This window comes from Sediminibacterium sp. GW821-FHT12F12 (assembly GCF_058806635.1).
In genome coordinates, this window is record NZ_JBXAPW010000004.1 from 288,275 (window position 1) to 314,379 (window position 26,105).

General features: G+C 45.2%; 23 protein-coding genes and 1 pseudogene. 10 read left to right on the forward strand and 14 right to left on the reverse strand.

Translation table 11 applies throughout. The features are described 5' to 3' along the window. Positions 1 to 84: 84 nt before the first annotated feature. From AC1RNB_RS08820 to AC1RNB_RS08835, 4 genes are all read right to left on the reverse strand, one after another. Entirely contained in the window at positions 85 to 714 is a 630-nt protein-coding gene (locus tag AC1RNB_RS08820) for a phosphatase PAP2 family protein (protein ID WP_493082306.1), read from the reverse strand. Further along, positions 711 to 3,377: a valine--tRNA ligase gene (locus tag AC1RNB_RS08825; RefSeq protein WP_493082307.1), complete on the reverse strand. Its 2,667-nt coding sequence runs from the start codon at positions 3,375 to 3,377 to the stop codon at positions 711 to 713. Before AC1RNB_RS08825 ends, AC1RNB_RS08820 begins: the two co-directional genes overlap by 4 nt. A 168-nt stretch (positions 3,378 to 3,545) precedes the next feature. Beyond that, positions 3,546 to 3,767, reverse strand: coding sequence for a hypothetical protein (locus AC1RNB_RS08830; RefSeq protein ID WP_493082308.1), 222 nt, complete (start codon positions 3,765 to 3,767; stop codon positions 3,546 to 3,548). Positions 3,768 to 3,992: 225 nt separating this feature from the next. Then, entirely contained in the window at positions 3,993 to 4,118 is a 126-nt protein-coding gene (locus tag AC1RNB_RS08835) for a hypothetical protein (protein ID WP_493082309.1), read from the reverse strand. A 171-nt stretch (positions 4,119 to 4,289) separates the two neighbouring features. Here AC1RNB_RS08835 and AC1RNB_RS08840 point away from each other — a divergent pair, with 171 nt between their 5' ends. The 3 genes from AC1RNB_RS08840 to AC1RNB_RS08850 all read left to right on the forward strand — a co-directional run bounded on the left by AC1RNB_RS08840 (position 4,290) and on the right by AC1RNB_RS08850 (position 8,579). Then, complete coding sequence (locus tag AC1RNB_RS08840; protein ID WP_493082310.1) at positions 4,290 to 5,603, forward strand: exonuclease domain-containing protein; 1,314 nt, start codon at positions 4,290 to 4,292, stop codon at positions 5,601 to 5,603. Between the two features lie 130 nt (positions 5,604 to 5,733). After that, a complete protein-coding gene (locus tag AC1RNB_RS08845; protein ID WP_493082311.1) occupies positions 5,734 to 7,971 on the forward strand; it encodes a Tex family protein in 2,238 nt (745 codons plus the stop codon). A 74-nt stretch (positions 7,972 to 8,045) separates the two neighbouring features. Continuing rightward, entirely contained in the window at positions 8,046 to 8,579 is a 534-nt protein-coding gene (locus AC1RNB_RS08850) for a DsrE family protein (RefSeq protein WP_493082312.1), read from the forward strand. 81 nt (positions 8,580 to 8,660) lie between these two features. Here AC1RNB_RS08850 and AC1RNB_RS08855 read toward each other — a convergent pair whose 3' ends face one another. The 3 genes from AC1RNB_RS08855 to purB all read right to left on the reverse strand — a co-directional run bounded on the left by AC1RNB_RS08855 (position 8,661) and on the right by purB (position 12,008). Next, positions 8,661 to 9,326, reverse strand: a complete 666-nt coding sequence (locus AC1RNB_RS08855; RefSeq protein ID WP_493082313.1) for an NAD-dependent epimerase/dehydratase family protein — start codon at positions 9,324 to 9,326, stop codon at positions 8,661 to 8,663. 94 nt (positions 9,327 to 9,420) lie between these two features. Further along, on the reverse strand, positions 9,421 to 10,545 hold the full coding sequence (locus AC1RNB_RS08860) for a Gfo/Idh/MocA family protein (protein WP_493082314.1): 1,125 nt from the start codon (positions 10,543 to 10,545) through the stop codon (positions 9,421 to 9,423). Positions 10,546 to 10,661: 116 nt separating this feature from the next. Further along, entirely contained in the window at positions 10,662 to 12,008 is a 1,347-nt protein-coding gene (gene purB / locus AC1RNB_RS08865) for an adenylosuccinate lyase (protein WP_493082315.1), read from the reverse strand. Between the two features lie 117 nt (positions 12,009 to 12,125). Between purB and AC1RNB_RS08870 the strand changes: the two genes are divergently transcribed. Genes AC1RNB_RS08870 through AC1RNB_RS08880 form a run of 3 tightly spaced genes read left to right on the forward strand, consistent with a single transcriptional unit; the run spans position 12,126 to position 15,740 of the window. Continuing rightward, a complete protein-coding gene (locus AC1RNB_RS08870) occupies positions 12,126 to 12,872 on the forward strand; it encodes a menaquinone biosynthetic enzyme MqnA/MqnD family protein (protein ID WP_493082316.1) in 747 nt (248 codons plus the stop codon). A 39-nt stretch (positions 12,873 to 12,911) separates the two neighbouring features. Continuing rightward, positions 12,912 to 14,936 carry a T9SS type B sorting domain-containing protein gene (locus AC1RNB_RS08875; protein ID WP_493082317.1) on the forward strand — a complete coding sequence of 675 codons (2,025 nt, stop codon included), beginning with the start codon at positions 12,912 to 12,914 and terminating at the stop codon, positions 14,934 to 14,936. Between the two features lie 21 nt (positions 14,937 to 14,957). After that, positions 14,958 to 15,740, forward strand: a complete 783-nt coding sequence (locus tag AC1RNB_RS08880) for a glycosyltransferase (RefSeq protein ID WP_493082318.1) — start codon at positions 14,958 to 14,960, stop codon at positions 15,738 to 15,740. A gap of 8 nt (positions 15,741 to 15,748) precedes the next feature. Here AC1RNB_RS08880 and AC1RNB_RS08885 read toward each other — a convergent pair whose 3' ends face one another. Continuing rightward, complete coding sequence (locus AC1RNB_RS08885; RefSeq protein WP_493082319.1) at positions 15,749 to 16,495, reverse strand: TylF/MycF/NovP-related O-methyltransferase; 747 nt, start codon at positions 16,493 to 16,495, stop codon at positions 15,749 to 15,751. Between the two features lie 7 nt (positions 16,496 to 16,502). After that, a complete protein-coding gene (locus AC1RNB_RS08890; RefSeq protein ID WP_493082320.1) occupies positions 16,503 to 17,645 on the reverse strand; it encodes a glycosyltransferase family 9 protein in 1,143 nt (380 codons plus the stop codon). A 46-nt stretch (positions 17,646 to 17,691) separates the two neighbouring features. Here AC1RNB_RS08890 and AC1RNB_RS08895 point away from each other — a divergent pair, with 46 nt between their 5' ends. After that, complete coding sequence (locus AC1RNB_RS08895) at positions 17,692 to 18,399, forward strand: class I SAM-dependent methyltransferase (protein WP_493082321.1); 708 nt, start codon at positions 17,692 to 17,694, stop codon at positions 18,397 to 18,399. Continuing rightward, positions 18,399 to 19,376 (forward strand): glycosyltransferase family protein, encoded by a 978-nt coding sequence (locus AC1RNB_RS08900; RefSeq protein ID WP_493082322.1) that lies wholly within the window; start codon positions 18,399 to 18,401, stop codon positions 19,374 to 19,376. Before AC1RNB_RS08895 ends, AC1RNB_RS08900 begins: the two co-directional genes overlap by 1 nt. Here AC1RNB_RS08900 and AC1RNB_RS08905 read toward each other — a convergent pair. Genes AC1RNB_RS08905 through AC1RNB_RS08920 form a run of 4 tightly spaced genes read right to left on the reverse strand, consistent with a single transcriptional unit; the run spans position 19,373 to position 24,535 of the window. Continuing rightward, positions 19,373 to 19,969 (reverse strand): methyltransferase domain-containing protein, encoded by a 597-nt coding sequence (locus AC1RNB_RS08905; protein ID WP_493082323.1) that lies wholly within the window; start codon positions 19,967 to 19,969, stop codon positions 19,373 to 19,375. The genes AC1RNB_RS08900 and AC1RNB_RS08905 overlap by 4 nt on opposite strands. 12 nt (positions 19,970 to 19,981) lie before the next feature. After that, positions 19,982 to 20,899: a glycosyltransferase gene (locus AC1RNB_RS08910; RefSeq protein WP_493082324.1), complete on the reverse strand. Its 918-nt coding sequence runs from the start codon at positions 20,897 to 20,899 to the stop codon at positions 19,982 to 19,984. Next, entirely contained in the window at positions 20,896 to 22,026 is a 1,131-nt protein-coding gene (locus tag AC1RNB_RS08915; RefSeq protein ID WP_493082325.1) for a glycosyltransferase family 4 protein, read from the reverse strand. The genes AC1RNB_RS08910 and AC1RNB_RS08915 overlap by 4 nt, the downstream gene beginning before the upstream one ends. Position 22,027: 1 nt before the next feature. Then, positions 22,028 to 24,535, reverse strand: coding sequence for a YfhO family protein (locus AC1RNB_RS08920; protein WP_493082326.1), 2,508 nt, complete (start codon positions 24,533 to 24,535; stop codon positions 22,028 to 22,030). Positions 24,536 to 24,587: 52 nt separating this feature from the next. Between AC1RNB_RS08920 and AC1RNB_RS08925 the strand changes: the two genes are divergently transcribed. Further along, complete coding sequence (locus AC1RNB_RS08925; RefSeq protein ID WP_493082327.1) at positions 24,588 to 24,875, forward strand: hypothetical protein; 288 nt, start codon at positions 24,588 to 24,590, stop codon at positions 24,873 to 24,875. Then, positions 24,872 to 25,654, forward strand: coding sequence for a queuosine precursor transporter (locus tag AC1RNB_RS08930; protein WP_493082328.1), 783 nt, complete (start codon positions 24,872 to 24,874; stop codon positions 25,652 to 25,654). The genes AC1RNB_RS08925 and AC1RNB_RS08930 overlap by 4 nt, the downstream gene beginning before the upstream one ends. Before the next feature lie 136 nt (positions 25,655 to 25,790). On the opposite strand, the pseudogene AC1RNB_RS08935 reads toward AC1RNB_RS08930, so the two are convergent. Next, positions 25,791 to 26,105, reverse strand: a pseudogene (locus AC1RNB_RS08935) (hypothetical protein); the annotation flags it as partial.

The following is a 26,105-nucleotide window of genomic DNA, read 5'->3' on the forward strand; positions in this document are numbered from 1 at the left end:
TATTCGTTTAGCAGGTTAATAACGAATAGCAACCACCATGATAAACCCTGCAACCAGTAACCTGCAACCAGTAACCAGTAACTCCTACCGCAAAATCACTTTCTTCTTTCTCCCCACTAATAATTTCTGCTGTAACCAATGACTGGCATACGCACCGGCAATACCCACGGCTGCGCCGGCGAGTACATCTGATGGATAATGCTCTCCCTGGTATAACCTCGAATACCCTACGCCAGCTGCCCACAGAAAAGCAGGTGCCGTTACATACCATTTTTTATACACCAGCGCCAGTGAAGTAGCGGTGGCAAAAGACAGGGAAACATGTGCCGAAGGAAAAGATTTGCCACTTTCAGATCCATCGTAAGGAAATACTTCTAAGGGATATTTGCGGTAAGGTCTGTCTCTGTTAATAACAATTTTGATGGCTTCAGTGGCAACGGTGGTTAATACCACACTGCCAACCAGTTCTATCGATTGGCGGGTAAGCGCAGTGTCTTTATTCAATAATGACACTGCCAGCATCACGCCGGGAATGCCCACGGAAAGCGGTTTGGCAGAAGATGAAAATCCTTTCCACACGCTGCTATTGGGCTGGGAAGGGTTGATTTGTTTCAGCAAATTAATATCCCAGTTCTGCGCCTTACTATCTACAAAAATCAAACAGCCCACACTGATGCTGATCATGATCAGCCAACCTTTCACGAATGTTGTCATAATAGATTTTGTAAGCTGTCCTGAATGGTTCTGATACGGGCTTCTGCATCTGCCTGTTTTTTCTGTTCGAGGGCTACTACTTCCGGTTTGGCATTCTGTACAAAACGCTCATTGCTGAGTTTTTTGATCACGCTTTCGAGAAATTTCTGCTGGTGTTCCAGGTCTTTCAGCAGTTCCGCTTTCAGGTTGCCTGCATCCAGTTGTTTCTCCGTTTCAATAAAGAATTTATCTTTCTCAACAGCTACCACAATGGTATTGGCTATTGTGCTAGCTGTATAACCGATGCTTTCTGCATTTACCTGTTTGAGCAGGATATTTTCAATAGCACGGTAACCGGCATCTTCACTGGTTTGTATGAACAGTTTAATGGGATCTTTGGGTTTTAGCTGATTTTTGTTCCTGGCATCCCGCAGGGCAGAAATCACCTGTTTCAGCAGCTCGCCGGAAGTCAGCACCTGTTTGTCAAATGGCTGCAGGGGCGCTGCCTGTTTTACGCAGAGATCTGCTGTCTGCTCCTTCAGTAAATGATAGATTTCTTCGGTAATAAATGGCATAAACGGATGCAGTAACTCCATCAACTCTTCAAAATAACCAATGGTTTGATCGTATACTCCTTTTTCAATCGGTTGCTCAAAACCAGGTTTGATCCATTCCAGGTACCAACTGCAGAAGTCGTCCCAGATCAGTGAATAAATGGTTTTCAGTGCTTCGCTTAAACGGAATTGCTTCATCAGCCCATCTACTTCCCATTTTACTTCATTCAATCGCTGGCCGAACCAGTTTACGGCAAAATTGTGGGTGGTGAGTGGTGAGTGTTGAGTGAGGGCCAATGACTCACTACTCACTGCTGACGACTGACGCCCTTCCCACATTTTGATCAGCTTCAGCGCATTCCAGAGTTTGTTGTTGAAGTTCCGTCCCTGCTCCAGCGCCGATTCATCAAAGAGGATATCATTGCCTGCCGGAGATGCTATCAGAATTCCGAATCGTACAGCATCGGCACCAAATTGATCGATCAATCCCAATAAGTCAGGTGAATTACCCAGGCTCTTGCTCATTTTTCTTCCCTGTTTATCGCGTACGATACCGGTAAAGTAAACGTCGCGAAAAGGGATCTTCCCCATGTATTCTTCCCCGGCCATGATCATCCTCGCTACCCAGAAAAAAATGATTTCCGGCGCAGTAACCAATGTATGGGTGGGGTAGTAATAGTTAACTTCCGCATTACCCGGATCAGACAGTCCTTTAAATACTTCAAAAGGCCAGATCCAGCTCGAGAACCAGGTATCCAGGCAGTCATCATCCTGCCGCAGATCCTCAATATTTAATTGCTCATTTTTAATTTTTAATTGCGTATAAGCTTCTTCTTTGGTAGCAGCCACCGCAAATGTGCCATCAGGTGCATAGTAAGCCGGGATCCGGTGCCCCCACCAGAGTTGCCGGCTGATACACCAGTCTTTGATATTCTCCATCCAGTGGCGGTAGAGATTTTTAAATTTAGCAGGATGGAAATGGATGTCTTCCTCCATCACTACTTTCAGAGCGGGTTCCGCCAGTTGCTTCATGCTTACCCACCATTGTAAACTCAGCCGGGGCTCTACCACCGCATCGGTTCTTTCGCTGTAACCTACTTCGCTGGTATACTCTTCTGTTTTTACGAGGTATCCTTCTTCTTCTAACTGTTTTACGATCTTTTTTCTTGCGTCAAAGCGATCCAGTCCCACATAAATCTGCGCCGCTTCACTTAAAGTGCCGTTATCATTCAATATGTCAATCACTTCCAGACCATGTTTCTGGCCTAGCAGGTTATCGTTCATATCGTGTGCAGGTGTTACTTTCAGGGCCCCGGTTCCGAAATCCATCGTTACATATTCATCTGTAATGATGGGGATCTGCCGGTTGATCAATGGAACGATCGCAAATTTTCCATGCAGGTGCTGGTACCGTTTATCATTGGGATGCACACAGATGGCCGTATCGCCCATGATGGTTTCAGGTCTAACGGTTGCTATCACCAGACTATCATTCAGAGCGGAACCATCGGCATTAACCAGTTTATATTGCAGGTGATATAGTTTCTGTTGGGTTTCTTTCCGGATCACTTCTTCATCACTCAGCGCAGTTAATGCTTTTACGTCCCAGTTGATCATGCGTTTACCGCGATAGATCAGGCCCTTATTGTACAGGTCAATAAAAACCTTCATGACTGATTGGTAATAATCCGGGTCCATGGTAAAGGAAGTCCGGTTCCAATCCAGACTGCAACCCATTTTTTTCAGCTGCTGTAAAATGATGCCGCCGTATTTCTCTTTCCATTCCCAGGCATATTGCAAAAATTCATCGCGGTTGAGAGAAGATTTAGTGATCCCTCTTTCGCGCAGCATAGCCACTACTTTGGCTTCTGTAGCAATGGATGCATGATCAGTTCCCGGAACCCAGCAGGCATTTTTGCCCTGCATGCGCGCACGGCGTACCAGAATATCCTGTATGGTATTGTTGAGGCAATGCCCCATATGCAGCACACCGGTTACGTTGGGAGGGGGAATCACCACGGTATAGGGTTCCCTGCCATCCGGCAGGCTGCTGAAATAATCTTTGTTGAGCCAGTGCTGGTACCACCTGGTTTCTACTTCGTTCGGGCTAAAATTCTTGCTCAGTTCCATTGTATACGCTTAATGCTGAATGCTTAACGCAGAACGCTTCATGCAGAACCTTGTGTATGCGTTAAGGGTTAACCTTGTTTGCAGCGTTCTGCTTTACACATTCAGCGTTTTCAGGTTTGCAAAAGTAAGGAAAAGGACGCTAGGCGGCGGTGAAAACAGGCAGTTACACTACCAGGTAGGAACCAATTGGTTCATCTTCTCAAAAACGGCTGAGGGGAACGGGGCCGGTTTGGCGGGTTCTGAAACGGGGGTACCTGTAGTTTGCCCACTGGTAAGCGCCGTGCAGCATTTGCTCACTTTCTTGCCGATACCATTTACGGCATACCCTACCGGGCTGCTGCAGCCAGACAGTAGGAAAGCCATCACAAGAAAAGAAAGCAGGTATCTCATAAAAGTTGCGTACGGTTCGGTAAAAGTAGCCGGTTGTTTCCTTTTTACAGGTTAACCATTGTTAATAAAGGCAAACGTATGGTTAATGAAAAAGTTACAGTAGTTGCTACCTTTTTATTGGTAGCCTAAAAGACCAGAATCTTACAGGCAGGCGGGTGTTAGGGCACAAATAATTTCCATCTATCCGCTGGCGGATAGTCAGGCAAAGCGAAATAAGGGTAAGTACTAGTAAATTCTTCTTCCTGTCCATTCAAAATAAGCGATCACCACTATCACCACCAGGATGATAATGCCGCCAATGGTCAGGATTTTTTTTTCGTTTACTGGTGACTCATGTTCAAATTGCTCCATAGCAATCGTTTTTAACGGGTAAAACGGTCATCGGAAATGGGTTCAATAACGGTGCCTTTGCTGTGCGAAAGACGTTCTGGAGAATAATGCCTTGTTCAGGACAGAGGATTTCAAAAAATATAGTGTTAAGTTAAGCCGTAAATCCCGAATTTGCAAGGCTAATTTGTGCACATGCTGTTTGCAGTTGTTGATATTGAGACTACCGGGGGCTTTCCCCAGCAACACGGGATCACCGAGATCGCCATTGTGTTGCATAATGGCTCGGAAGTGGAGGGCAGGTATGAAACCCTGGTCAATCCGCACCAGCCCATTCCGCCTTTTATCGCCAATATGACCGGGATTTCCGATGCTATGGTGGCGGTGGCGCCTTCTTTTGAAGAAGTGGCCCCCTATATTTTTAACCTGTTGAAAGACAGGGTATTTGTGGCACATAATGTGAACTTCGACTTTTCCTTTGTGAAACACCACCTGCAGGAAGCCGGTTTTCACCTGCAAACGCCCAAACTCTGTACCATCCGGCTTAGCCGGAAAGTATTTCCCGGTTACCGCAAATACGGGCTGGGACATTTATGCCGCGAACTGGGGATTGAGATCGAGAACCGCCACCGTGCCGGGGGCGATGCGCTGGCTACGGCCCAGGTGCTGGATATGGTGCTGCGTAACAATGGGGGTATGCTGATCAGGGAAATGCTGAAAAAGGAGAACAAAGGACAGTTATTGCCGCCCAATCTGCCAGAATCCTATGTGCTGAACCTGCCCGAACAACCCGGCGTATATTATTTCCACGATGCAAAAGGAAAAGTGGTGTATGTGGGTAAGGCCAAACAGATCAAAAAAAGGGTGATCAGCCATTTTACCGGACTGGATACCTCCAAAAAACGGCAGGATTTTCTGCGGAGTATATATTCGATCACCTATACGGTTTGTCCGACCGAATTTATTGCCTGTTTGCTTGAAAGTGTGGAGATCAAACGTTTGTGGCCGGCTTTCAATAAAAGCCAGAAACGGTTTGAGCAGTTATGGGGGATCTATCATTTTGAAGACAACCGGGGTTACCGGCGTCTGGCAATTGATAAAAAGCAAAAACATACCACACCGGTAGCGAGTTTTTCGATGCTGGTAGATGCACACCGGTTGTTGTGGAAACTGGTGAAGGACTTTGAACTGCACCCGGTACTTTGTTTTCTCGACAATACAGGCGCGAAGGAGTTACCGGAGATGGAAACCTATAACCAGTCTGTACAGCAGGCGCTGGATTGGATGGAGGCACAGAAGGAAACTTTCCTGATCCGGGACAAAGAAGGTTGTGTGCTGGTAGAAGAGGGAAAATTTTATGGGATGGGACAGATAGAAAAAGATACAGACATCACCCGGCTGGAACAGATCAAACCACAGCTGGTGGCCTATCCCGAAAACGAAGTGCTGCGTTCCATGATCCGAAATTTTGCGGAGCGATACCCGCATAAAGTAGTCAAAATTGCCTGAGTAAACAACCGGTGGTCCGGTGTATAATTTTTCTTTTTTTCTTTCAAACGCACCGCATACATTCGCCCTCCCAAAAACATTTTTACCCGCCCCGGCGGGTTTTATTTAACACAAATTCCATTATCAGAGAATGTCTTCTTTCGCATCGTTAATCGCTACCAAGCTCAATATCAGAACCACGCAGGCTGAAGTTGTATTAGAATTATTTGCCGAAGGCGCTACCATTCCATTTATAGCCCGTTACCGGAAAGACCGGACAGGCGGACTGGATGAAGTACAGATCCTGCAGATACAGGATGAAGCTAAGTTTCTGAAAGAATTCACGGAGCGGAAAGCGTTTATCGAAAAATCGATCACCGAGCAGGGTAAGATGACAGAATACCTGCAGGGGAAAATTGATGCGGCCACTACGCTGGTAGAACTGGAAGATATTTATCTCCCATACAAATCCAAACGGAAAACCAAGGCACAAACGGCGCGGGAGAATGGGTTGGAGCCATTGGCTTTGCTGATGCTGGAACAGACTACGGCCGACCTGGATGCGGAAGCGGAAAAGTATATCGGAGAAAAAATAAAAACGAAAGAAGAAGCCCTGCAGGGAGCCCGCGATATTATTGCGGAAACAATCAATGAAGATGTGAACCTGCGAGCCAAACTGCGTAAACTGTTTGAAGATACGGCCACACTGCAGAGTAAAGTGCTGACGGATAAAGAAACAGAAGGCATTAAATACAAAGACTATTTTGATTTTTCGGAACCCATTTCCCGCGTACCCTCTCACCGCATACTGGCGGTCCTGCGCGGATTCATGGAAGGTTTTTTACGGATGTCGATAGCACCGCTGGAAGAAGATGCACTGACGTTGCTGGAAAAAGATCATGTAAAAGCATTAACACCTGCTACCGAACATGTGAAAAAAGCTATTCGGGATGCTTACAGAAGATTGATGCAGCCCAGCCTCGAAACCGAATTCAGAACAGCTTTGAAACAGAAGGCAGATGAGGAAGCGATCAATGTATTTGCGGAGAACCTGCGCCAGTTATTGCTGAGTGCACCGCTGGGCAGTAAACGGATCCTCGCGATAGATCCGGGTTACCGTACGGGTTGTAAAGTGGTATGCCTGGATGAAAAAGGAGAGTTGCAGAAAACAGATCTGATCTATGTACATGAACCCAACCGCATTTACGACAGCGAATACAAGATCAAAGAGCTGGTAGCGAAATATAAGATCGACTGTTTTGCCATTGGCGATGGAACTGCGGGAAGAGAAACGGAACAGTTTATCAAAAACATGAACCTGGGGTTACCGGTATTTCTGGTAAATGAAGATGGGGCCTCGGTGTATTCCGCTTCTGAAACCGCGAGAGAGGAATTTCCTGATCAGGATGTAACGGTACGGGGTTCGGTGAGTATTGGACGCCGTTTAATGGACCCATTGGCCGAGCTGGTGAAGATCGACCCCAAAAGTATCGGGGTAGGGCAGTACCAGCATGATGTAAATCCGTTCCGTTTAAAAGAGCGACTGGATCAGACAGTGGTAAGTTGCGTAAACAGTGTAGGCGTGAACCTGAATACCGCGAGCAAACACCTGCTGGGTTATGTGAGCGGGATCGGTAGTACACTGGCAGATAATATTGTCAAGTATCGGAATGAGATCGGACGTTTTACCAGTAGGGAGCAATTATTACAAGTACCCAGGTTAGGCGGAAAAGCCTACGAACAATGTGCAGGATTTTTGCGGATCAAAGACGGCGAGAACCCACTGGATGCCAGTGCGGTGCACCCGGAAACCTATCCGCTGGTAAAAGCGATTGCTGCGGATGCAGGGGTGGAAATGAAAAGTATCATCGGTAATGAAACAGTATTAAAACAGATCGATGTTAAAAAATATGTAACCGAACAGTTCGGTGAACTGACGATCCGTGATATCCTGAAAGAATTACAGAAACCCGGGCTTGATCCACGCAGTGAGCTGGAACAATTTTCCTTCGCCAATATTTATAAAATGGAAGATGTGCAGGTGGGTATGATCGTACCCGGCAGTGTTACCAATCTTACGCGTTTTGGCGCTTTTGTAGATATCGGTGTGAAACAGGACGGACTGGTGCACGTAAGTGAGATCGCACATAAATATATCTCCGACCCCTCAGAAGCGCTGAAGCTGGGCCAGAAAGTACAGGTAAAAGTGCTGGAAGTGGATATGGTAAGAAAGCGGATCGCACTCTCTATCAAACAGACAGAAGAAATGCCGCAGCGAACCCAACGGTCCGGCCCGCGCCCATCGCATGACAGACCCGCACAAAAGCCCGTTGAAGAGTTGAGTGTAGCAGATGCATTGAGTCTACTGAAAAAGAAATTCGGAAAATAACAGCTGTTGAAGATTGGAAACGGGAACTGTGTTAGGACTAAAATCCTTACCTTGTTTACCTAATATACAACTACATGAAACAGTTTTTCGGGGTACTCCTGCTTTTAACAATCTGTTTGGGTGCTGAGGCACAGACCAAAGTAAATCCGGTAATTAAGAAATTTGGTACCGTTACCGAAGTGCCGTTTTCAGTAGAGAATCCGGATCTTAAAATGGATTACAAAGTAGTGGTGGAAGTAAGTTCTGATAATCCCAAACCTGAAAACGTTCACGAGTTTTTTGAAAAAGTAGGTGCCGTGGTAAACCTGCATGCGCTGGGTGGTGTTACGGCTAAAAAACTGCATGTGGTGATGGTGATCCATGGCCCCGCCGCACAGTACGTAGTGAACAACGAAGAGTACCAGAAAAAATTCCATACAGATAATCCCAATATTCCCCTGTTTAAAGAACTGGTTGCGGCTGGTGTAAAGATCTTTGTCTGCGGACAATCCCTCAACAAAAGACAGGTATCACCCGCTTCTGTAACACCAGAAGTAAAGCCTGCTTTATCAGCTATTACAACTTTGACTACATATCAGTTGAAGGGATATGCGTTCCTGAAGTACTAATGAGTGGATGAGTGAATGAGTGATTGAGTGAATGCCAAAATGTGCTCAGGTAATGAAACATTCACTCATCCACTCATTCACTCAATCACTCATTGCCACCTGCCTGATCTCTTTGTTCTCGTATACCTGCTGTGTAGCACTTCCCCATCCCAGTTTTACCATCGCGGTTGCCAATTGCAAAGAAGTGAGTCCTATATTGGGATATACTTTGCTGAGGAAGGGTTTGTAGAGGAGCCTGGAAAGCCGGTAAAAGAAATTCGGTTCTTTTCGGGGTGTTACCGGGTAAATATAGCCGGGCCTGACAATGATGAGTTGTTTGAAGGCCAGTTTCTCCAGTATATTTTCCGCGATCCCTTTGTCCTGCGCAAACATGAGTTTACTTTTTCCGGTACGGTCGGCACCCTGTCCGCTGAGGAAACAGAACACAACTTCCGGACTCATCTGTTTCAACGTTTCGGCGAAAACGCGGGTGTAGTCAACCGTAATGTTCCTGAATTCTTCTCTGGATACCGTACCGGTATAAACGCCAATGCAGTAAAAACAAATATCCTGGTTGCTGAGATGATCACGGATAGCAGATAGATCCATAAAATCATGATGAATAACTTCCCGCAGTTTGGGATGCACCATACCCAATGGTTTGCGGGTAATGGATGTGACGGAGGCTACATCTATTCTTTGTAAACAGAGTTCAAGTATCAGTTGCCCGATCATGCCGTTGGTACCGGTAATTAAAACACGTTTCATAGTAGGAGGATTGGCGGATTTGCGGATGGCGGATTTGCGAATTGATGGAGAAAAAAAAGAATCCGTTAATCCGTCATCCGCAAATCCGCGAATATTACACAAGGCTGATCCGTTGACCGGTTTTTGCGGCTTCATAGATCGCCATGAGGATGCGCATATCGCGCAGCCCTTCTTCCCCAGACGTATGAGCGGGGATTTTATTGTTTTCTATCAACTCCTTACACATGCCCTGCAACATGACGGTCTGGTGATGAACAACGAGCAGGTTCATTTCTCCACGGCTGGTGCGGCCTCTGAGTGGGCCATAACCGTAGGCCGGACCTAACTGTGCCCAGCCATTGCTGGCAGATACATAGAGCTGTTCTATATTGGATTTGTAAGAGGTAAATCCATTCACCATGATACCATCGGGGAATTCCATTTGCCAGGATACGGATTCTTCTACGGTAGCAAATCGAACTTTATCTGTAACTGGGCCGAATTGTGCAGTAACCCAAAGCGGTTCCTTTCCGGTTGCATAACGCGAAGCCTGCACGCAGTAAATACCTACATCCATTAAGGGACCGCCGCCCGCCAATTCTTTTTTCAACCGCCATTGCGTAGGGTCGCCGATGCTGAAACCGAAATTGGTTTGTACAAAACGGATATCACCCAGTACTTTCTCTCTGCCGATCCGGATGATCTCCTGTGTATAGGGTTCAAAATGCAGACGGTAGCCAATGCCCAGCTGTACACCGGCATCTTTACAGGCTTTCACCATTTCTTCGGCTTCTTTAACCGATACGGCCATAGGCTTTTCACAAATCACATGTTTACCTGCTTTGGCGGCACGTAATACGTATTCGTGGTGCATGGAGTTGGGGAGAACGATGTAAATGATATCAATGTCTTTATTGGAAGCGATCGAATCGAAATTCTGGTAATTGTAAATATTCTGTGGCGGAATATTGTATTTGTTCCGCCATTCTTCTGCTTTGGCAGGGGTACCTGTTACAATGCCTGCCAGGTAACAATTTTCTGTTTTCTCCAGTGCCACGGCCAGTTGATTTTTGGCATAACTGCCCAGACCCACCAATGCGATCCCCAGTTTTTTACCTGTATAAGGTTTTACCGGGTTGGCCAGGCTGCTGATACCGGGTAGTACCGATGCCAGTACCGTAGTTCCAAAACCTACACCAAGTGTTTGTAGAAAGGAGCGGCGGGATGGGTTGGTTGACATATTGGGTGGGTTTAATAGCCTTAAAATACAAAAGCTTTACAGAAATCCTATCATTCTGTAAAGCTTATTGTAGTAATTAACTTTTGGAAAGTTTTAAAACTTTCCAAAAGTTCCTGCTAATATTCCGGGTTCACGCCCACATAATTATGGGGTGTAATGGCTTTCAGTTCTTTTTTGATAGCTGCACTTACTTTCAGCTTGCCGATAAAATCATGCATCGCTTTTTTATCGATTTTGTGGTTACCGCGGGTAAGGTCTTTCAGGGCCTCGTAAGGATTGGGGTAATTTTCTCTCCGTAAAATGGTTTGTATGGCTTCTGCTACAACTGCCCAGTTATTCTCGAGGTCTTCTTTCAGTTTGGCCTCGTTCAACACCAGTTTGTTCAGTCCTTTTTCCAGCGATTTGAGCGCAATAGCCACATGACCAACCGGTACGCCGATATTACGCAGCACGGTAGAATCGGTAAGGTCGCGTTGCAGGCGGCTGATCGGAAGTTTGGCGGATAAGTGTTCCAGCAGGGCATTGGCTATACCCAGATTACCTTCTGCATTTTCAAAATCAATAGGGTTTACTTTATGCGGCATGGCCGAAGAGCCCACTTCGCCTTTTTTGGTTTTCTGTTTGAAATAATCCACACTGATATAGGTCCAGATGTCGCGGCAAAGATCCAGCAGGATATTGTTGATGCGTTTGATGGCATCAAAATGTGCCGCCAGACTATCGTAATGTTCGATCTGTGTGGTAAACTGCATGCGTTGCAAGCCTAAAGTATCTTCTACAAAAGCGTTGCCCAATACCACCCATTTCTTTTTAGGGAATGCTACCTGGTGCGCATTAAAGTTACCCGTGGCACCACCAAATTTGGCCGCGTATGGAATACTACTGAAGAGTTCGATCTGGTTATTGAGTCTTTCTACAAAAACCATGATCTCTTTACCCAGGCGGGTAGGAGATGCGGCTTGTCCATGTGTTCTGGCCAGTAACGGAATATTTTTCCACTGTGCCGCCAGCTGGTACAGGTGGTTCTGCAGATTGATCACAGCCGGCAGGTATTCGTATTCCATGCAGTGTTTCCAGCTTAAGGGGATGGCCGTATTATTGATATCCTGCGAAGTCAGACCAAAATGGACCCACTCTTTCAGCGCTGGGATACCTGCTTTATCGAGCTGTTCTTTCAGAAAGTATTCTACGGCTTTTACATCGTGGTTGGTAACAGATTCGATTTGTTTGATCTGTTGTGCATTGTCGAGGCTGAATTCGTCCAGCACTTTTTTCAAAGCGGTTCTTGCTTTGATCGGCAGTTTGAAGAATTTCTGATCGGCCAGAAAAAAGAAGTATTCCACTTCTACGAGCACCCGGTATTTGATCAGGGCATATTCAGAAAAATACTCGTCGAGGTGCTGTACCTGTTTACGGTAGCGACCATCGATAGGGGAAACAGCGGTAAGGGAAGAAAGCTCCATTGTAATTAATAATTAGTAATTAATAATTAGTAATTGGGGTTACTAATTGTGTGAAAAGACCTTTTTTAGCAATTAATTCGTCACTAATTAAGTTTCTTTGTGGCAAAATTAGCCGAATTGGACAAGAGAATACGCATTGGAGCGGTAAGTTATTTAAATACCAGGCCATTATTGTTCGGGTTGAAGCGTTCGGGACTGATGGACCGGGTGGAAGTGGTAGAAGCCTATCCGGCCCGGGTAGCTTCGCTGTTGCTGAACGATGAGATAGATGTAGGGTTGGTTCCGGTAGCCATTATTCCAAATTTGAAGGAGTCTCATATTATTACGGATTATTGTATCGGTACTGAAGGGGAAGTGGCTTCTGTAGCCATTTTCAGCGAAGTTCCGCTGGAACAGACAGACAAAATTTTACTCGATTACCAGAGCCGCACATCGGTGAATCTGGCAAAAATATTACTGAAGGAATATTGGAGACTTACCCCTGTATTGGAAGATGCCAGGGAAGATTTCCGGGTGCATATCAGCGACACCACGGCGGGTGTGGTGATCGGCGACAGGGCGCTGGAACAGCGAAAGATCTCCCGTTACTGTTACGATCTGGGTACTGCCTGGAAAGAACATACCGGTTATCCCTTTGTATTTGCTGCCTGGGTAGCGAACAAAGTATTACCCGAAGATTTCCAGGACGCATTTAACCGTGCCAATGCTTACGGGATCTCACATATAGCAGAAGTAATCGCTGCGGAAAAGCCCTACCCAACCTATGATCTGACCGATTATTATACCCGTAATATCAGTTACCGGTTGGATACAAATAAAAGAAAAGGGTTGGCTTTGTTTTTAGATAAATTGCAGCAACTTTAAATCCCGGAACCACTTCTTCCTGGGTTATATATATTCAATATGGCTTCTGTTAAAGACGTCCTCAATGTTTGCAGGTACATAGTTAGTGTGATAGTAGGGGTTATTCCTGTTTTTTTGCAGGCACAGTTTCAGCTTCCCGATACGGTATGTGTTAACGCGCCGGTTACAATCAATAACACGATAACGAATGCCTCTACTTATTACTGGCGGTTTTGTCAGGCAGATCTGAATACGGTTCCTGCAGGTAAGAGTTTTGGTAACATCAACAATACACTGGCCGTTCCGGCTGCAATCGACTATGGATATGAGAATGGGAGGTATTACGGGATTCTTGTTAATAATTCGCCGGGAGGACTTGTCAGGCTAGATTTTGGCAATAGCCTGCTCAATACGCCAACTGCCACTTCGCTGGGTAATTTTTCCGGCAGAATACCTGATGGAGCGGAAGGGGTGCAGGTTGTAAAGGAGAACAATAATTGGTATGCCATTATTGTAGGTGGCGATCCCGGGGCGCTGAGTACCCCCAGAATTCTAAAGGCTGATTTTGGTGCTTCGCTTATGAACATGCCAGTGGTTACTAATTGGGGAAACCTGGGTAATATGGCTTATCCGCATGATATCTATGTTTTTAAAGATGCCGGTAACTGGTATGGTTTTGTTGCCAATTACCGGAACAATACCATCACCCGCTTTAGTTTCGGTACAGATTTCAGTAATGTACCTCTTGCAACCAATCTTGGCAACCTCGGTAGCTTGTCTGGTCCTACCGGACTATGCCCCATCAATGATAACGGTATATGGAGACTGTTTGTTACCAACTTTACAGGGAACACGATTTCGCGGATCGATTTTGGAAATAGTTTGCTGAACGCGCCAACCGCATCGGTTAACTTCGGTAATCTGGGTAATTCATTTTTTAATCCGAGAGATATTATGATCCTTAGCGATTGTTCCCAGTCGGTAGCATTTGTGGGGAACGATAACAGTGATGTTGTCCGGTTGAATTTCAGCTCTTTAAGTGCTCTCCCAACGTATCAGAATATAGGTAAGATCGGCGGCCCCGGTAATATTCACTCTATTTCCAGATTATTCAGGGAAGGGGCCGATGCTTTTGTATTTATGCCGAATTCATATTCAAATAACCTTACTCGTTTGCAGTTTACGCAGTGTGTGGAATCCAGCATAGCCGGGTCTGTTTTGCAGACACCTCCTGTCTTTTCTTATAGTTCACCTGGGATCTATAATGTGGGCCTTACTACCGATGAGGGCTTGTTTACACAGAACAGTTACTGTAAGCAAATAGTAGTGGTGGCTAAAAAAAGCATATCTGTTTCTCCGGATACGTCAGTTTGTATGGGCAGTGCTGTTAACCTGCTGGCTACCGGCGGAGATTCATATGAATGGCTGAATACAGCTGAAATCCCGTCTTCTGCACTTGCATCAGCAACGGTTACACCACAACAGAATACAAGTTACCGGGTTGTTATCCGGAATAATACCTGTCATATCAATGATACCCTGACGAGTACCGTAAAAGTAAACCCGTTGCCGGTAGTTAGTATCAGCAAATCCAATGATATAAACTGTTCTTTTAATGCTGCACGTTTATCTGCTTCAGGAGCGGCTACCTATCAATGGTTACCTGTTACCGGACTATCTGATCCGGGCATTGCAGATCCGGTTGTGAATATCCAGCAATCCACTAAATATTATCTTACAGCCACCAGTAATGCCGGGTGTGTGCGAAAAGATTCTGTGGAAGTGCTGGTTACATCACTTAGCAACACACTAGAAAATTACCTGGTGCCAACGGCATTTACACCCAATGGCGATGGGGTGAATGATTGTTTTGGTATTAAACAATGGGGTAACCTCACTAATATCTCTTTCAGTATTTATAATCGATGGGGAGAACGTATCTTTTATTCAAATACCACTGCCAGATGCTGGGATGGAAGATATAAAAGTATCCCGCAGGCTTCTGGTACCTATGTTTACCATATTACTTTCCAGAGTTTCTGTGGTGCGGTGGATAGAAAGGGAACTGTTGTATTAATCCGGTAATTTTGTCATAATTATTCATTGATGAGCAGCCTGTCAGTTATAACCATCTGTTTTAATAATCTTGCTGAATTACAGAAAACCTGTTCTTCAGTAGACGGACAAACCCGTTTGCCGGAAGAGCACTGGATTATCAATGGTTCTTCCACCCAAGAGATCGCAGACTGGCTGGAACAGACCCCTCAGCCACCGTACCGTAAATGGATCAATGAGCGAGACAAAGGGATTTCGGACGCTTTCAACAAGGGCATTGGTAAAGCCAATAGCGAAATCACACATTTACTCAATTCCGGAGATAGCTATGCTTCGGCCGATGTGATTGCAGCGGTGATGGAAGTGTTTGAAAAAAATCCTGCCGTTCAATGGATCAGTGGTAATATTCACATGACAAGGGCTGGTAAACCCGTACTGGTGGGCAAAGCTTTTGCAAAAGATAAACTTTACCGGGGCATGCGCAGCGTATCACATCCTACCTGGTTTGTGAAAAAAGCGGTTTATGACAGAGCCGGTTTATATAACGGTGCTTATAAAATAGCGATGGACTATGACATGATGTGCCGGATAGCGGATGAACCCTATTCGTACCTGAATAAACCCATTGCCGTTTTTGATGATACAGGTGTGAGTAATACCCAATACCTGCAATCTTTGCGGGAGAACCGGGAGGTATATGAATCCCATTTCGGATCTTCTGCCAAACTGGTGGCCTGGCAAATACGCTTAAAAACCCTGCACCATCTGCTGCAGACGGGTTTTGGTAAATGGCTATTCGGACTAAAACAGAAAGCCGGCCTGGAAAATATGTAATCTTTCTATCAGGGTTTTATCGCCGAGCGGCCCGTATCATCAATCCTGTTCAGCAATAATGAAAGATGATGGGCTGCCATATATTCATCTACTGCCTTGCGCGACCCCTTCCAATAGCCATAATCATCAATAATCAATACACCTGAACTGATCAGTTTGGGATAAAGATGAACCATCTCATGACGGGTAGATTCATACCAGTCTGTATCCAGTCGTAGCAAAGCAATCTGGCCAGGATCATTTGCAGGTATGGTTTGTAAAACATCTCCTTCAATGTAATGAATATTGGCTGCAGGGTACGCCACCTGGCTGATGTTGGCTTTTACTTCTGCCAGATTTGAATAAGCCCATACCACACTTTCTTCTTTTACATCGGATTCTTTTTGCAGCATGGAGGCGGCAGTTTCTTCGCTATAGTTTTTATCTTCCTCAGTAGGAGGGGGCATGCCGGCAAAAGTGTCGTATAAATATAATTGCCTGTCGGTAACTTGTAATTGACGCAGTGTTTCAGCGATGGCCATCATGCTGCCTCCTTTCCATACACCACATTCCACAAAACTGCCGGGGATATTGTTCGTAACTACATATTTCACGGCTTCTATCAGTGCAAACAACCTTTCCGGACTGGTCATTGTGTAAGGCCTGACTTTCCGGATGATGTCAATATGAAATACATCAAAGTCTGGTGGAAAAGCAATGTCTGCCGTCTTTTTCCCGAGCAGCGTATTTATGAAACGGATGGGTTTGAAAGCCATAATAGTGCTATTGATGATAATGTTGTTTGATCTGTTGTATCAGCTTTTCGGGCAACACATGGCTATAAGCCAGTTTCACCACGTATTCGTATTTTTCTTTTACCAGCTGCGGATCACGGATCTCTTTTTCTACTTCGTCTGGATAGACTGCATAAAAGTTATCAGCGGTTTCTTTCGGATAAGGAGCAAAGCGTCCGTATTGCGATCCGTTGAAAACACCAAAAACCGTACATCCCACTGCGGCGGCCAAATGTACTGAACCTGTGTCTACTGATAAAAGGCATTCGGCATTTTGTAAAACAGACATCAGTTCAGGTAAAGAGGTTTTTGCAGTAAGATCAACTGCCGGGTGCCGATAACCTGTAAGGAAAGCTGCTGAAAAAACGGTATCGCCCGGGCCGCCACAAACCATAGCTGTCCAGCCAAATGTATCATACAGGTAATTGGCCGCGGCTATAAAAAATGCTGCGGGCCAGATCCTGGCGGCACTTCTGGATCCCGGGAATACAACAAAATAAGACTTTTGTAAAGTAAAGGGGGGGGCGGGCAGCAGCGTAGTATTGATGCGGGTATTTTTTATAAGGGACGATTTGCGGATGATAAATTCTGTAAATAACCGGTTCCGGTAAAATTCGAACAAGGGTTTTTCAGGATGGTCGAAAAGCTCATCATACAATCCTTTATCATAACCTGATTGATAAGTTCGTACATTCTCCAGGTTACTGACCATTCCTATATTGAGAGGTGCTTTTGCAGCCTGTACAATGGCATCATCAAATGTTTTATCGCGCGAGAACTGCAGATTGATGACACAGGAATAGTTTTCCCGGAAGAGGCTGTGCAGGAAACGATACCGGTATCGCATATCCCTCTTAAATACAGGTTTCTGCAGCCAGTAGGTATTGGTAACAGCCCCTTTGTGAAAACAGTCAAAAAGGCTTTTCCAGCCACTATTACCGCAGAAATGGATCTCGTGATTGGTAAACCGGTCTGCCGCAATCAATTCATCCAGAAAATTATGCCAGAGCATAAAGTCGCCGATTTCATCCGTTTTTACCAGCAGTACCTTTGGGGCCGGGTTGGATCTTTTCCCGAAGCGGGCCATGATGCCGATGCAGTCGTATAAAAATCCTTTCATCCGGTTCAACATATGCTAAAACAATTTAACTTGCCCGGGTAACGATTCTTCTCCGAGTATGGTTCCAAAAGATTATAACCCGCCTGTTTCGCATCCATTATACTATATCCGTAAAGGGTTATATAACAAAATTAGTCTTTACAGCCGAGAATTAAATGGCAGACTGATGGATTTTGGATGTGGATCTAAACCATACCAATCGCTTTTTACCAATGTTTCAGCATATGTAGGACTGGATTATGCAGGTGAGGGGCATAGTCATGAACAGGAAAGTATTGATGTTTATTATGATGGTAAGACCATTCCTTTCGAAAACGAAAGCTTTGATTCGGTGCTTAGCAGCGAGGTTTTTGAACACCTGTTTGCCTTACAGCAACTGCTGCCGGAGATAGCGAGGGTTACCAAAAAAGGAGGTAAGTTTCTGATCACCTGTCCATTTGTATGGGAAGAACATGAAATACCTGTTGATTATGCGAGATATACCCGTTTTGCGTTGAAAGACATGCTGGAAGCAAACGGGTTTGAAATAGAAGTAATAGATAAAAACGGTCATTTTCTGAGTGCCTTACACCAGTTATTTGTTTTATACGTCCATGATTACTGGCTGAACAGGGTCTGGTTCTTTTCGCGTTTTGCATTTTTCCGTAAAATTATTCGCCATATAGTGGTACCCATGCTCAATATTTTATTCAGGTTGGTAGAGCCTATTCTGCCCAGATCGGATAAATTATATTTGAATACTGTTGTCTTAGCCCGGAAAAAATAATGAAAAAGATTCTATATACCGTTTGTTCAGCCAATCACCTGGCCCATTGTAAAACAATGGTGAATTCATTCATGGAGTGTAACAACGGGTATGAGATTGTGATAGGCCTGGTTGATAAAACGGATAACAGGTTTTCAGAAAAAGAATTTCTGCCCTGCCATCTGGTAGAGATAGCATCGATGGGAATTCCTGATTTTGAAGAGCTATTGTATCGTTACACCGTTATTGAGCTGAATTGTGCGATGAAAGTTTTTGTGGCTGAGTATATCTTCCGGCAATACAACCCTGATATACTCATGTACCTTGATTCGGATATGTGGGTAAAGAATAGTATCAGTGAGCTGGAAGCAAAACTTGCTGCACATCCGATTCTGCTTACACCACATTTCACCGTTCCTTTACCCGATAACCAGGCCAGACCCCTGGAACGTGACCTATTGCGCTCCGGTATTTACAATGCAGGATTTATGGCATTCCGGCGTTGTGAAACCGTAACCCGTTTTCTGCAATGGTGGAGCGGACATATGCGTGGCGAATGCTATTATAATTTTGCAGAAGGCATGGGGGTAGACCAGATCTGGTTAAACCTGGTTCCTCTCTTATTTCCCGAAACAGGTATTATCAGACACCCCGGAGCCAATGTGGCTTATTGGAACCTGCATGAGCGATCATTATCGGTGATAGATAATGCCATAATGGTAAACGGTGATTATCCCTTGTTGTTCCTGCATATCAGTGGATACCGGTTTGATGAACCCGAAAAATTATCACGCCACCAAACACGTTTTATGCTGGATGATCAGCCCTTGCTGAAAGAGCTGCTTGCCAGATACAGGGAACTGGTTATACGTAACGGGTATGATACATTCAGTTCCATGCCCTGCCTGTATGCAAAGCCGGTTAAGAAATCAACCGGATTGATGAAAACGGTTAATCAGTTACTAAAACCGCTGGGGATAAAACTAAGTGGCGTTTAAGCAACTGTTTTGTGGATCCTTAATACCATTACCACATTATAATCGATCTCACAGTTATTACTGAATAAGGTATCGTATTGTATGTTGCCCAGTTCCTTCAGGCATTGCAGCATATACGCATAACCCATGTCAGGATGAACATGGTACGGATTCATGGGTATGCCCAGCTCGCGGCAATACACTTCGTACTTAGGCTGATCAGGAAATACGAGTATTAAGGTTCCTTCATTTTTCAGGATGCGGATAAATTTACGCAGCGCATCTTTGGTGTCTACAAAATCCTCGATCAGGTGACTGGTATATACGTAATCATACGTGTTATCCGGTACAGGAATCTCGTTATGAATCACATCGCAGGGAATATCCACTTTGTCTTTTCCGGTATTGGTATAGGGTTGTTCAAAATCAATACCGTCGCAATTTACTTTCATGATCTTGTCGCCGCCAAAACCAATATCGCACCCTTTACCAATACAATACGGTGCCACCCAATGCCGTACTTTTGCTGTTTCAGAATTACTCCGGAATTTGATCCCGAACCATCTGCTCAGGGTACCTTTCACTTTTCTGTCCCATAGTGTTTGTAAGTGCATAATCTGTCTTTATCAATGATTCAATAAACCTTTTAAGGCATCTATCCTGAAACGGATTACCGGTAACGCTTTCGCAGGTTTTCCCTGCAATGTATAATATAATCCAAGTATAAGGGATGCCCCCAGCTTAAAAAGGTACTCTATAATTTTTTTGCAGAAGATCCACTTGCCTTTCTGCAGGGTGCGAACGCGCTCGCCCCGGCCAATACCACTGGCTACCCGGTACATATATTCGCGGGTGAGTTTGCTCGTTTCCACCACATGCTGTACCCGGATGGCCGGATCATAATAGATCGTCCGGCCCAGGGCTTTCAGACGGAAGAAAAAATCCTTTCCCTCACCGCCAATCCGAAGGGTGCCAACAACACCCGGTAAAGCCTGGTTAAATCCCCCGATCTGGTCAAAATCAGCTTTACGGATGATCATGTTCGATTCCAGCGGGTATTTATTGGGAGCAAAAACGGCTACTTCATTACTATAATGAAAATGTCCCACCAAAGAAGATACAAAATGGCTCATCCATTCGGGTTCACCGGGAATATAGCGGGGAATGATGCGGCCGCCCAATCCACCGGCATCCGGATGGGTCTCAAAAAAACGGACGATCCTTTCCAGGTAGTCGGTATCGGCAATGGCATCATCGTCCATAAAACATAGCAGGGGCGACCTGGCTTTGGCTGCACCACTATTTCTTGCAAAAGAAGCGCCCTGGCGTGATTCATTGAAATAGGCGTAATGGGCATCTGTATGGGCTGCTATAAAGTTCTCACATACCTGCTGCGTGTTATCGGTTGAATTGTTATTTACCACTATCACTTCATAGGCTTCTTTGGCCAGTGTCTGGTGATAGAGGCTTTCCATCGCATCCCTGATATATACACCACGGTTATAGGTACAGATAACAACGGTTATTTTCAATTGCTCGCTCATACAGTTTGCAAAGATAACAGGGCTTTCTGTACAATATGGTTCCAGTTAAAGAATTGGTAGAAACTCTCTGGCAAAGGGGGAGGGGTATGATCGGCCTGCTCAAACAAAGCATGCACAAAAGCGGGCCAGTTATAATCGTCAACCAGGCGGAGTGTATTCCCCGTCAGGGAAATGTTAACTCCCCTTGCCCCACTGCGGGTAGAAACAGCCGCCAGGTCCTGCGCCAACGCATCTACCAGTTTGATTTTGATGCCGCTGCCAAGGGTAACCGGGTTCATAAAACAATCGCTGCCATTCAGGTACAGGTTGATGTCGGGCACAAAATCCTTGAAAATAATACCGGGTGTATTCTGTAATACTTTTTTCCAGGCAGCTGTGGTATGACTGCCGCAGATAAAGATCCGGAAGGGAATACGGGTAGCCTGCATCAAGGGCAGTAATTCACTGATGATTATACGCAGCGCATCGGTATTGGGCAGGTAATCCAGTGTGCCGCTGAACAGGAACAGTCGGGTGTTTGCCGGCAGCTGATTCTCTTTCAGCAAGCGGATTCTTGCCTGCAGTCTGATGACTTCGGGTAAAGGCCCCGGGATATCAGTGCCATAACTGATCACGGTGCATTTTTCTTCTATCAATTGCCAGTGATCAATGGCCCATTGCCTGTCTTCTTCGGTGATAAAGAAACTCAGATCTGCCCTGCGATGCACCTGTTTTTCGTACCACTGGTAAAGGGGCCACCAGGGTTTCTGCATATCCCTGAATCGGTGTGCCTCAATATTATGCGATCGGATCACAAATGGTTTTTGCGTAAGCCAGCGCAACAGAATACCCAGCCAGCCAAGATAAGAATGTTCGATACAAACAAGATCTATCTGCTCAGTTTTGATAATCTTGCGCAAGCGGAAAAGGTTCAGCAGGTTAGCCGGCCCTTTTTTATGATGGTACATAATCGGATAGGAAGCCTGTTGCCAGTCATCTGTTGCCGGCGGGTTGTCTTTGTGAACCGCCAGCAACACCCTTGTTAAGGTAGCGAGGTGCCGGTAAAAAGCCACCACACATTTCTGGCCACCCATCTGTGCAGGGAACACTTTATAAGAAACAATGCCCAGTACCGATGGCTGCTGCATATCAGGCCCTGGTTTCTTTGGGTTTCCGCAGCGTTAATACAATGGCCCCGATCAGCATCAGCCATATAAAGGCAGAGGCGCCGATAGCAGCACGATTGCTATTGTAAAATGAAGCGGGTCTAAATTCGAACTGGATCCTGTGATTACCGGCAGGAACCTGTAATCCGCGCAGTACATAGTTAGTACGGACAATGGGTGTTTCTTTGCCATCAATGGTAGCTACCCAGCCTGCATCATAATAGATCTCACTGAACACGGCAAATTCTGTGTTCTTTGACGAAGATTCATATTCGATGATATCATTGTCGTTGTATAATAGTTTGATGTAGGCACTACTGTCTTTAACCGCATTGGCCACCAGGTTTTTCTTATCGGCTTCATCCAGGATCGCTGTGTCTTTCGGATTGAAATTACTCAGGGCCTTCATCACTTCTGCCGGACCTTTTTTGGTATCGATGGTATGTACAAACCAGGCGGCACCCAGTGCTTCCGGATTTTCCTGGGCCATCAGCTGCTGGCCGTTCTGTTGCCCGGACGTGATGATGTATTTGGTATTCAGCATATCCAGTACCGGCAAACAATTGGGGAAATTGTAGAGTTGTTTTTCTATCAAATCCTGGTAAATGCTCAGTTTGGCCGGGTGATAACCGCCGATAGAATGATGGAAATAAGCGGTTAACGGCCCTCCGTTAAAAGCGGCCGTTATACCTTGTGATACATCCAGTACACGGTAATAACCGGTGTCTTTGGCAATTTGTATGTCAACAGCAGAGGGTTTAAACCGGTCTTCTGAATCAGCGGTATCCTGGTAATTATCTCCATTGAGGTATTTGGTATCGATGGCCATTACATCTATAAAGGCAAACAATCCTACCGCCAGAGTAACAGCCAGCGCATTCAGTTTTCTTTTCAGGAACAGTAAGATGGCCAGACCTGCTACCAGTATGAATAAAAAAGAACGTAACAGATCGCCCATGAACAGGCTTTGCCTGTCTGCTTTTAAACCATTCAGGAAGGAGCGGATCGGTGTTTCGATGGCCGCTTTCTGTTGTGCATCGGTGATGGTGCTGATATTCTGTAACAGCATCCTGTCTGGTTCACTGGTAAAATCTGCTGTGAAATATACCAGTAACGCTACGGCAAATACGGCAGCAACGGCGAGTAATCCTTTTTTATACTGTTCGAAGATAGACTCGCGGTTCTCTCTGCTCAGGATATGGTTTAATGACATTACAGACATCATACTCAACAACAAGGTAGGGATCACGAGAATCATACTCGGCGCCCGGAACTTATCGTAAAAAGGCAGGTATTTGAGTACGATAGTATTAAATCCTTCGAGGTATTTTCCGGAGCTGAGTAAAAAAGTAAATACACAGGCCGTAAGTATCCACCACTTATGTTTACCATCCAGCATTACAAAACCGAGAATGGCGAGAAAACAAACAATGGCACCGAGATAGGGAGGCCCTGCAGTACCGCCGGCTCCGTCAATGCCACCCCAGTAAAACTGCAGGTATCCCTGTATCTGCTGCCCGAGTTGCTGTGGCATTTGTTGCAAAGCTTCGATGGCTTTGGATTTGTCTTCGGCCACTTCCAGCTTACGGCTGCTTCCGCCAAAAGCACGGGGAAACATCATTACCAAAGGTTCCGTTTTGTACATGCTGTAGCTGAGCGCATAGTCTTTACTCAGCCCGGTTTTGGTAACGGTAGATTTTTCATCACCCAGCTGGCTACCACCGCGGATGGTTCTTTTGGAATATTCGTAGGTAGTGAATAAGGTAACCGCATTTACCATAATACCCAGCATGGCTGCAAAAATGACCAGGCTGGCAGAAGCAAATAATTGTTTGAAATTCTTTTCCCTGATCCAGTGAATACCAAAACTGATACTCATAATCAAAGCTATCAGTGCGGCATAATATGTAATCTGCAGGTGATTGGCAGAGATCAGTAATCCAGTAAACAAGGCTGTAAGCGTTGTGCCCCAGAGATATTTTTTATGATACAATAAAAGTAATGAACCGATAAAGGCAGGCAAATACGCAATGGCTTGCATTTTGGTGTCATGCCCTTCTGCAATAATAATAGGGTTATATGTGGCGTAAGCATAGGATAATGCACCAAACAAACTAATATAAGGGTTAACGCGTAACACCAGGCTAAGAAAATAAAAACAAACACAGGCCAGGAAAAAGAAACTCACGGGTTTGGGCAGGTTCAGCGTTAATACATTGGCCGCATACACGATAGAAACCGGGTTGGTACCCACACTGGTAATCTGGAAGGTGGGCATACCGCTGAACTGGCCATTGGTCCACAAAGGAAACACACCATGCTTTTCCTTGTATTCAAATGAGTTCTGGGCAGAAGCCTTCCACAGAGAAACATCCGATTGATGTAATTCTTTACCCTGGAGTATGGGTTTGCAGTATAGGAGGGCCACCACCACAAAAGCCACTACAGCTATAACATGTGGCAACAAATCTTTCCATTGAATTTTTTTCATTGTTTCCGGCTTAAGTGCAGCAAATTAATGGTATTTTGAACGAAATTTTTTAATGAAGGGGCTTTTATTTTTAGCAAGACTGGCATTGATCTGCAATGCGCTCTTCCTGTTCTGTCTGGTGATGCAGCGGGTCACAGATATCATTCCGCCGGGTAGTATCAAAAGTACGATCATTGTGCTGGGTTGGTTCCTGGCACCTTTTATCAATATGGCTGTAAATGTATGGTTTGTATCCCGGAAGATTTTGGGTAAAAACCAGAACATTCCCGGTTGGCTGGCTGTTACCAACCTGTTATTCCTGCTGCTGCAGATTTTTGTTTATTTCATACTTCCCGCATGATACACAATATCCTGAAAGACAAACCTACTAAACTGTTCCTGGGAATTACCGCTTTTTTTGTGGCCAACGCACTGATTGCCGAGTGTATTGGTGGCAAGATCTTTTCGCTCGAGAAACTATTCGGCATGGATCCCTCCAATTTCACCATTTTTGGTCAGTCGGGGCTCGCTTTCAATCTTACCTGCGGTGTATTGTTATGGCCACTCGAGTTTGTAATCACCGATATCGTGAACGAATACTACGGTCCCAGAGCTGTTCGACGCATCAGTTATACGGCAGTGGTCCTGATTGCTTATGCCTTTATCATGTTTTACCTTGCCATGAAGATCCCCCCCGCAGATTTCTGGATTAGCTCCCGGCAGGAGAATGGGATTCCTGATATGCAAAATGCTTTTGGAGGTATTTTCGGACAGGGGATGTGGATCATTCTTGGCAGTATGACCGCCTTCCTTGTAAGCCAGATTGTGGATGTAACGGTATTTCACCGCATCAAAAAAGCCACCGGCGAAAAATGGATCTGGCTTCGTGCCACAGGCTCTACACTGATCTCGCAACTGGTTGATAGTTTTGTTGTTTTATTTATCGCTTTCAAAATTGGTAACGGCTGGAGCTGGCAACTGGTGCTGGCCATCTGTCTCGTAAACTATCTCTATAAATTTACCATGGCCATCATCCTAACACCATTGATTTATCTGATTGAGGGACAGATCGATAAATACCTGGGCAAAGAAACCGCACACAATATGAAACAGGCAGCGATGGGGAAAGGTAATGAGTGATTGAGTGATTGAGTGATTGAGTGAATGATAGAATGATAGAATGATAGAATGATAGGATGATAGAATGGGTTGAGGTTGGATGAATGGTGTAGGGGGGATATTCTACAATTGCTAATTACTAATTATTAATTGCTAATTATAAAGATGCATGCTGCCTTCCGCTAATGATCCCCGGGCTTTCTTTCAATAATTTGATAACCACTTTGTCAATCGGGAGGGTTACGGCATCTGCGGTTAGTGCGTCCCACTCAATCCAGCGGAAAACTTCGCTTTCGCCTTTGGGGTCGGCGGTTTGTTCGGGGGTGAACTGGAAAGGGATGGTTTGTGTAGGAATGTTGATATGGTGTTCTGCTTTTACCTTGTAATAGATAGATACGTGTTGTGCTATTAAAAATAGTTGATAATCAATGAAGCAAAAAATGCTGTGCAGTTGTCTAAGTAAGTGACCAAA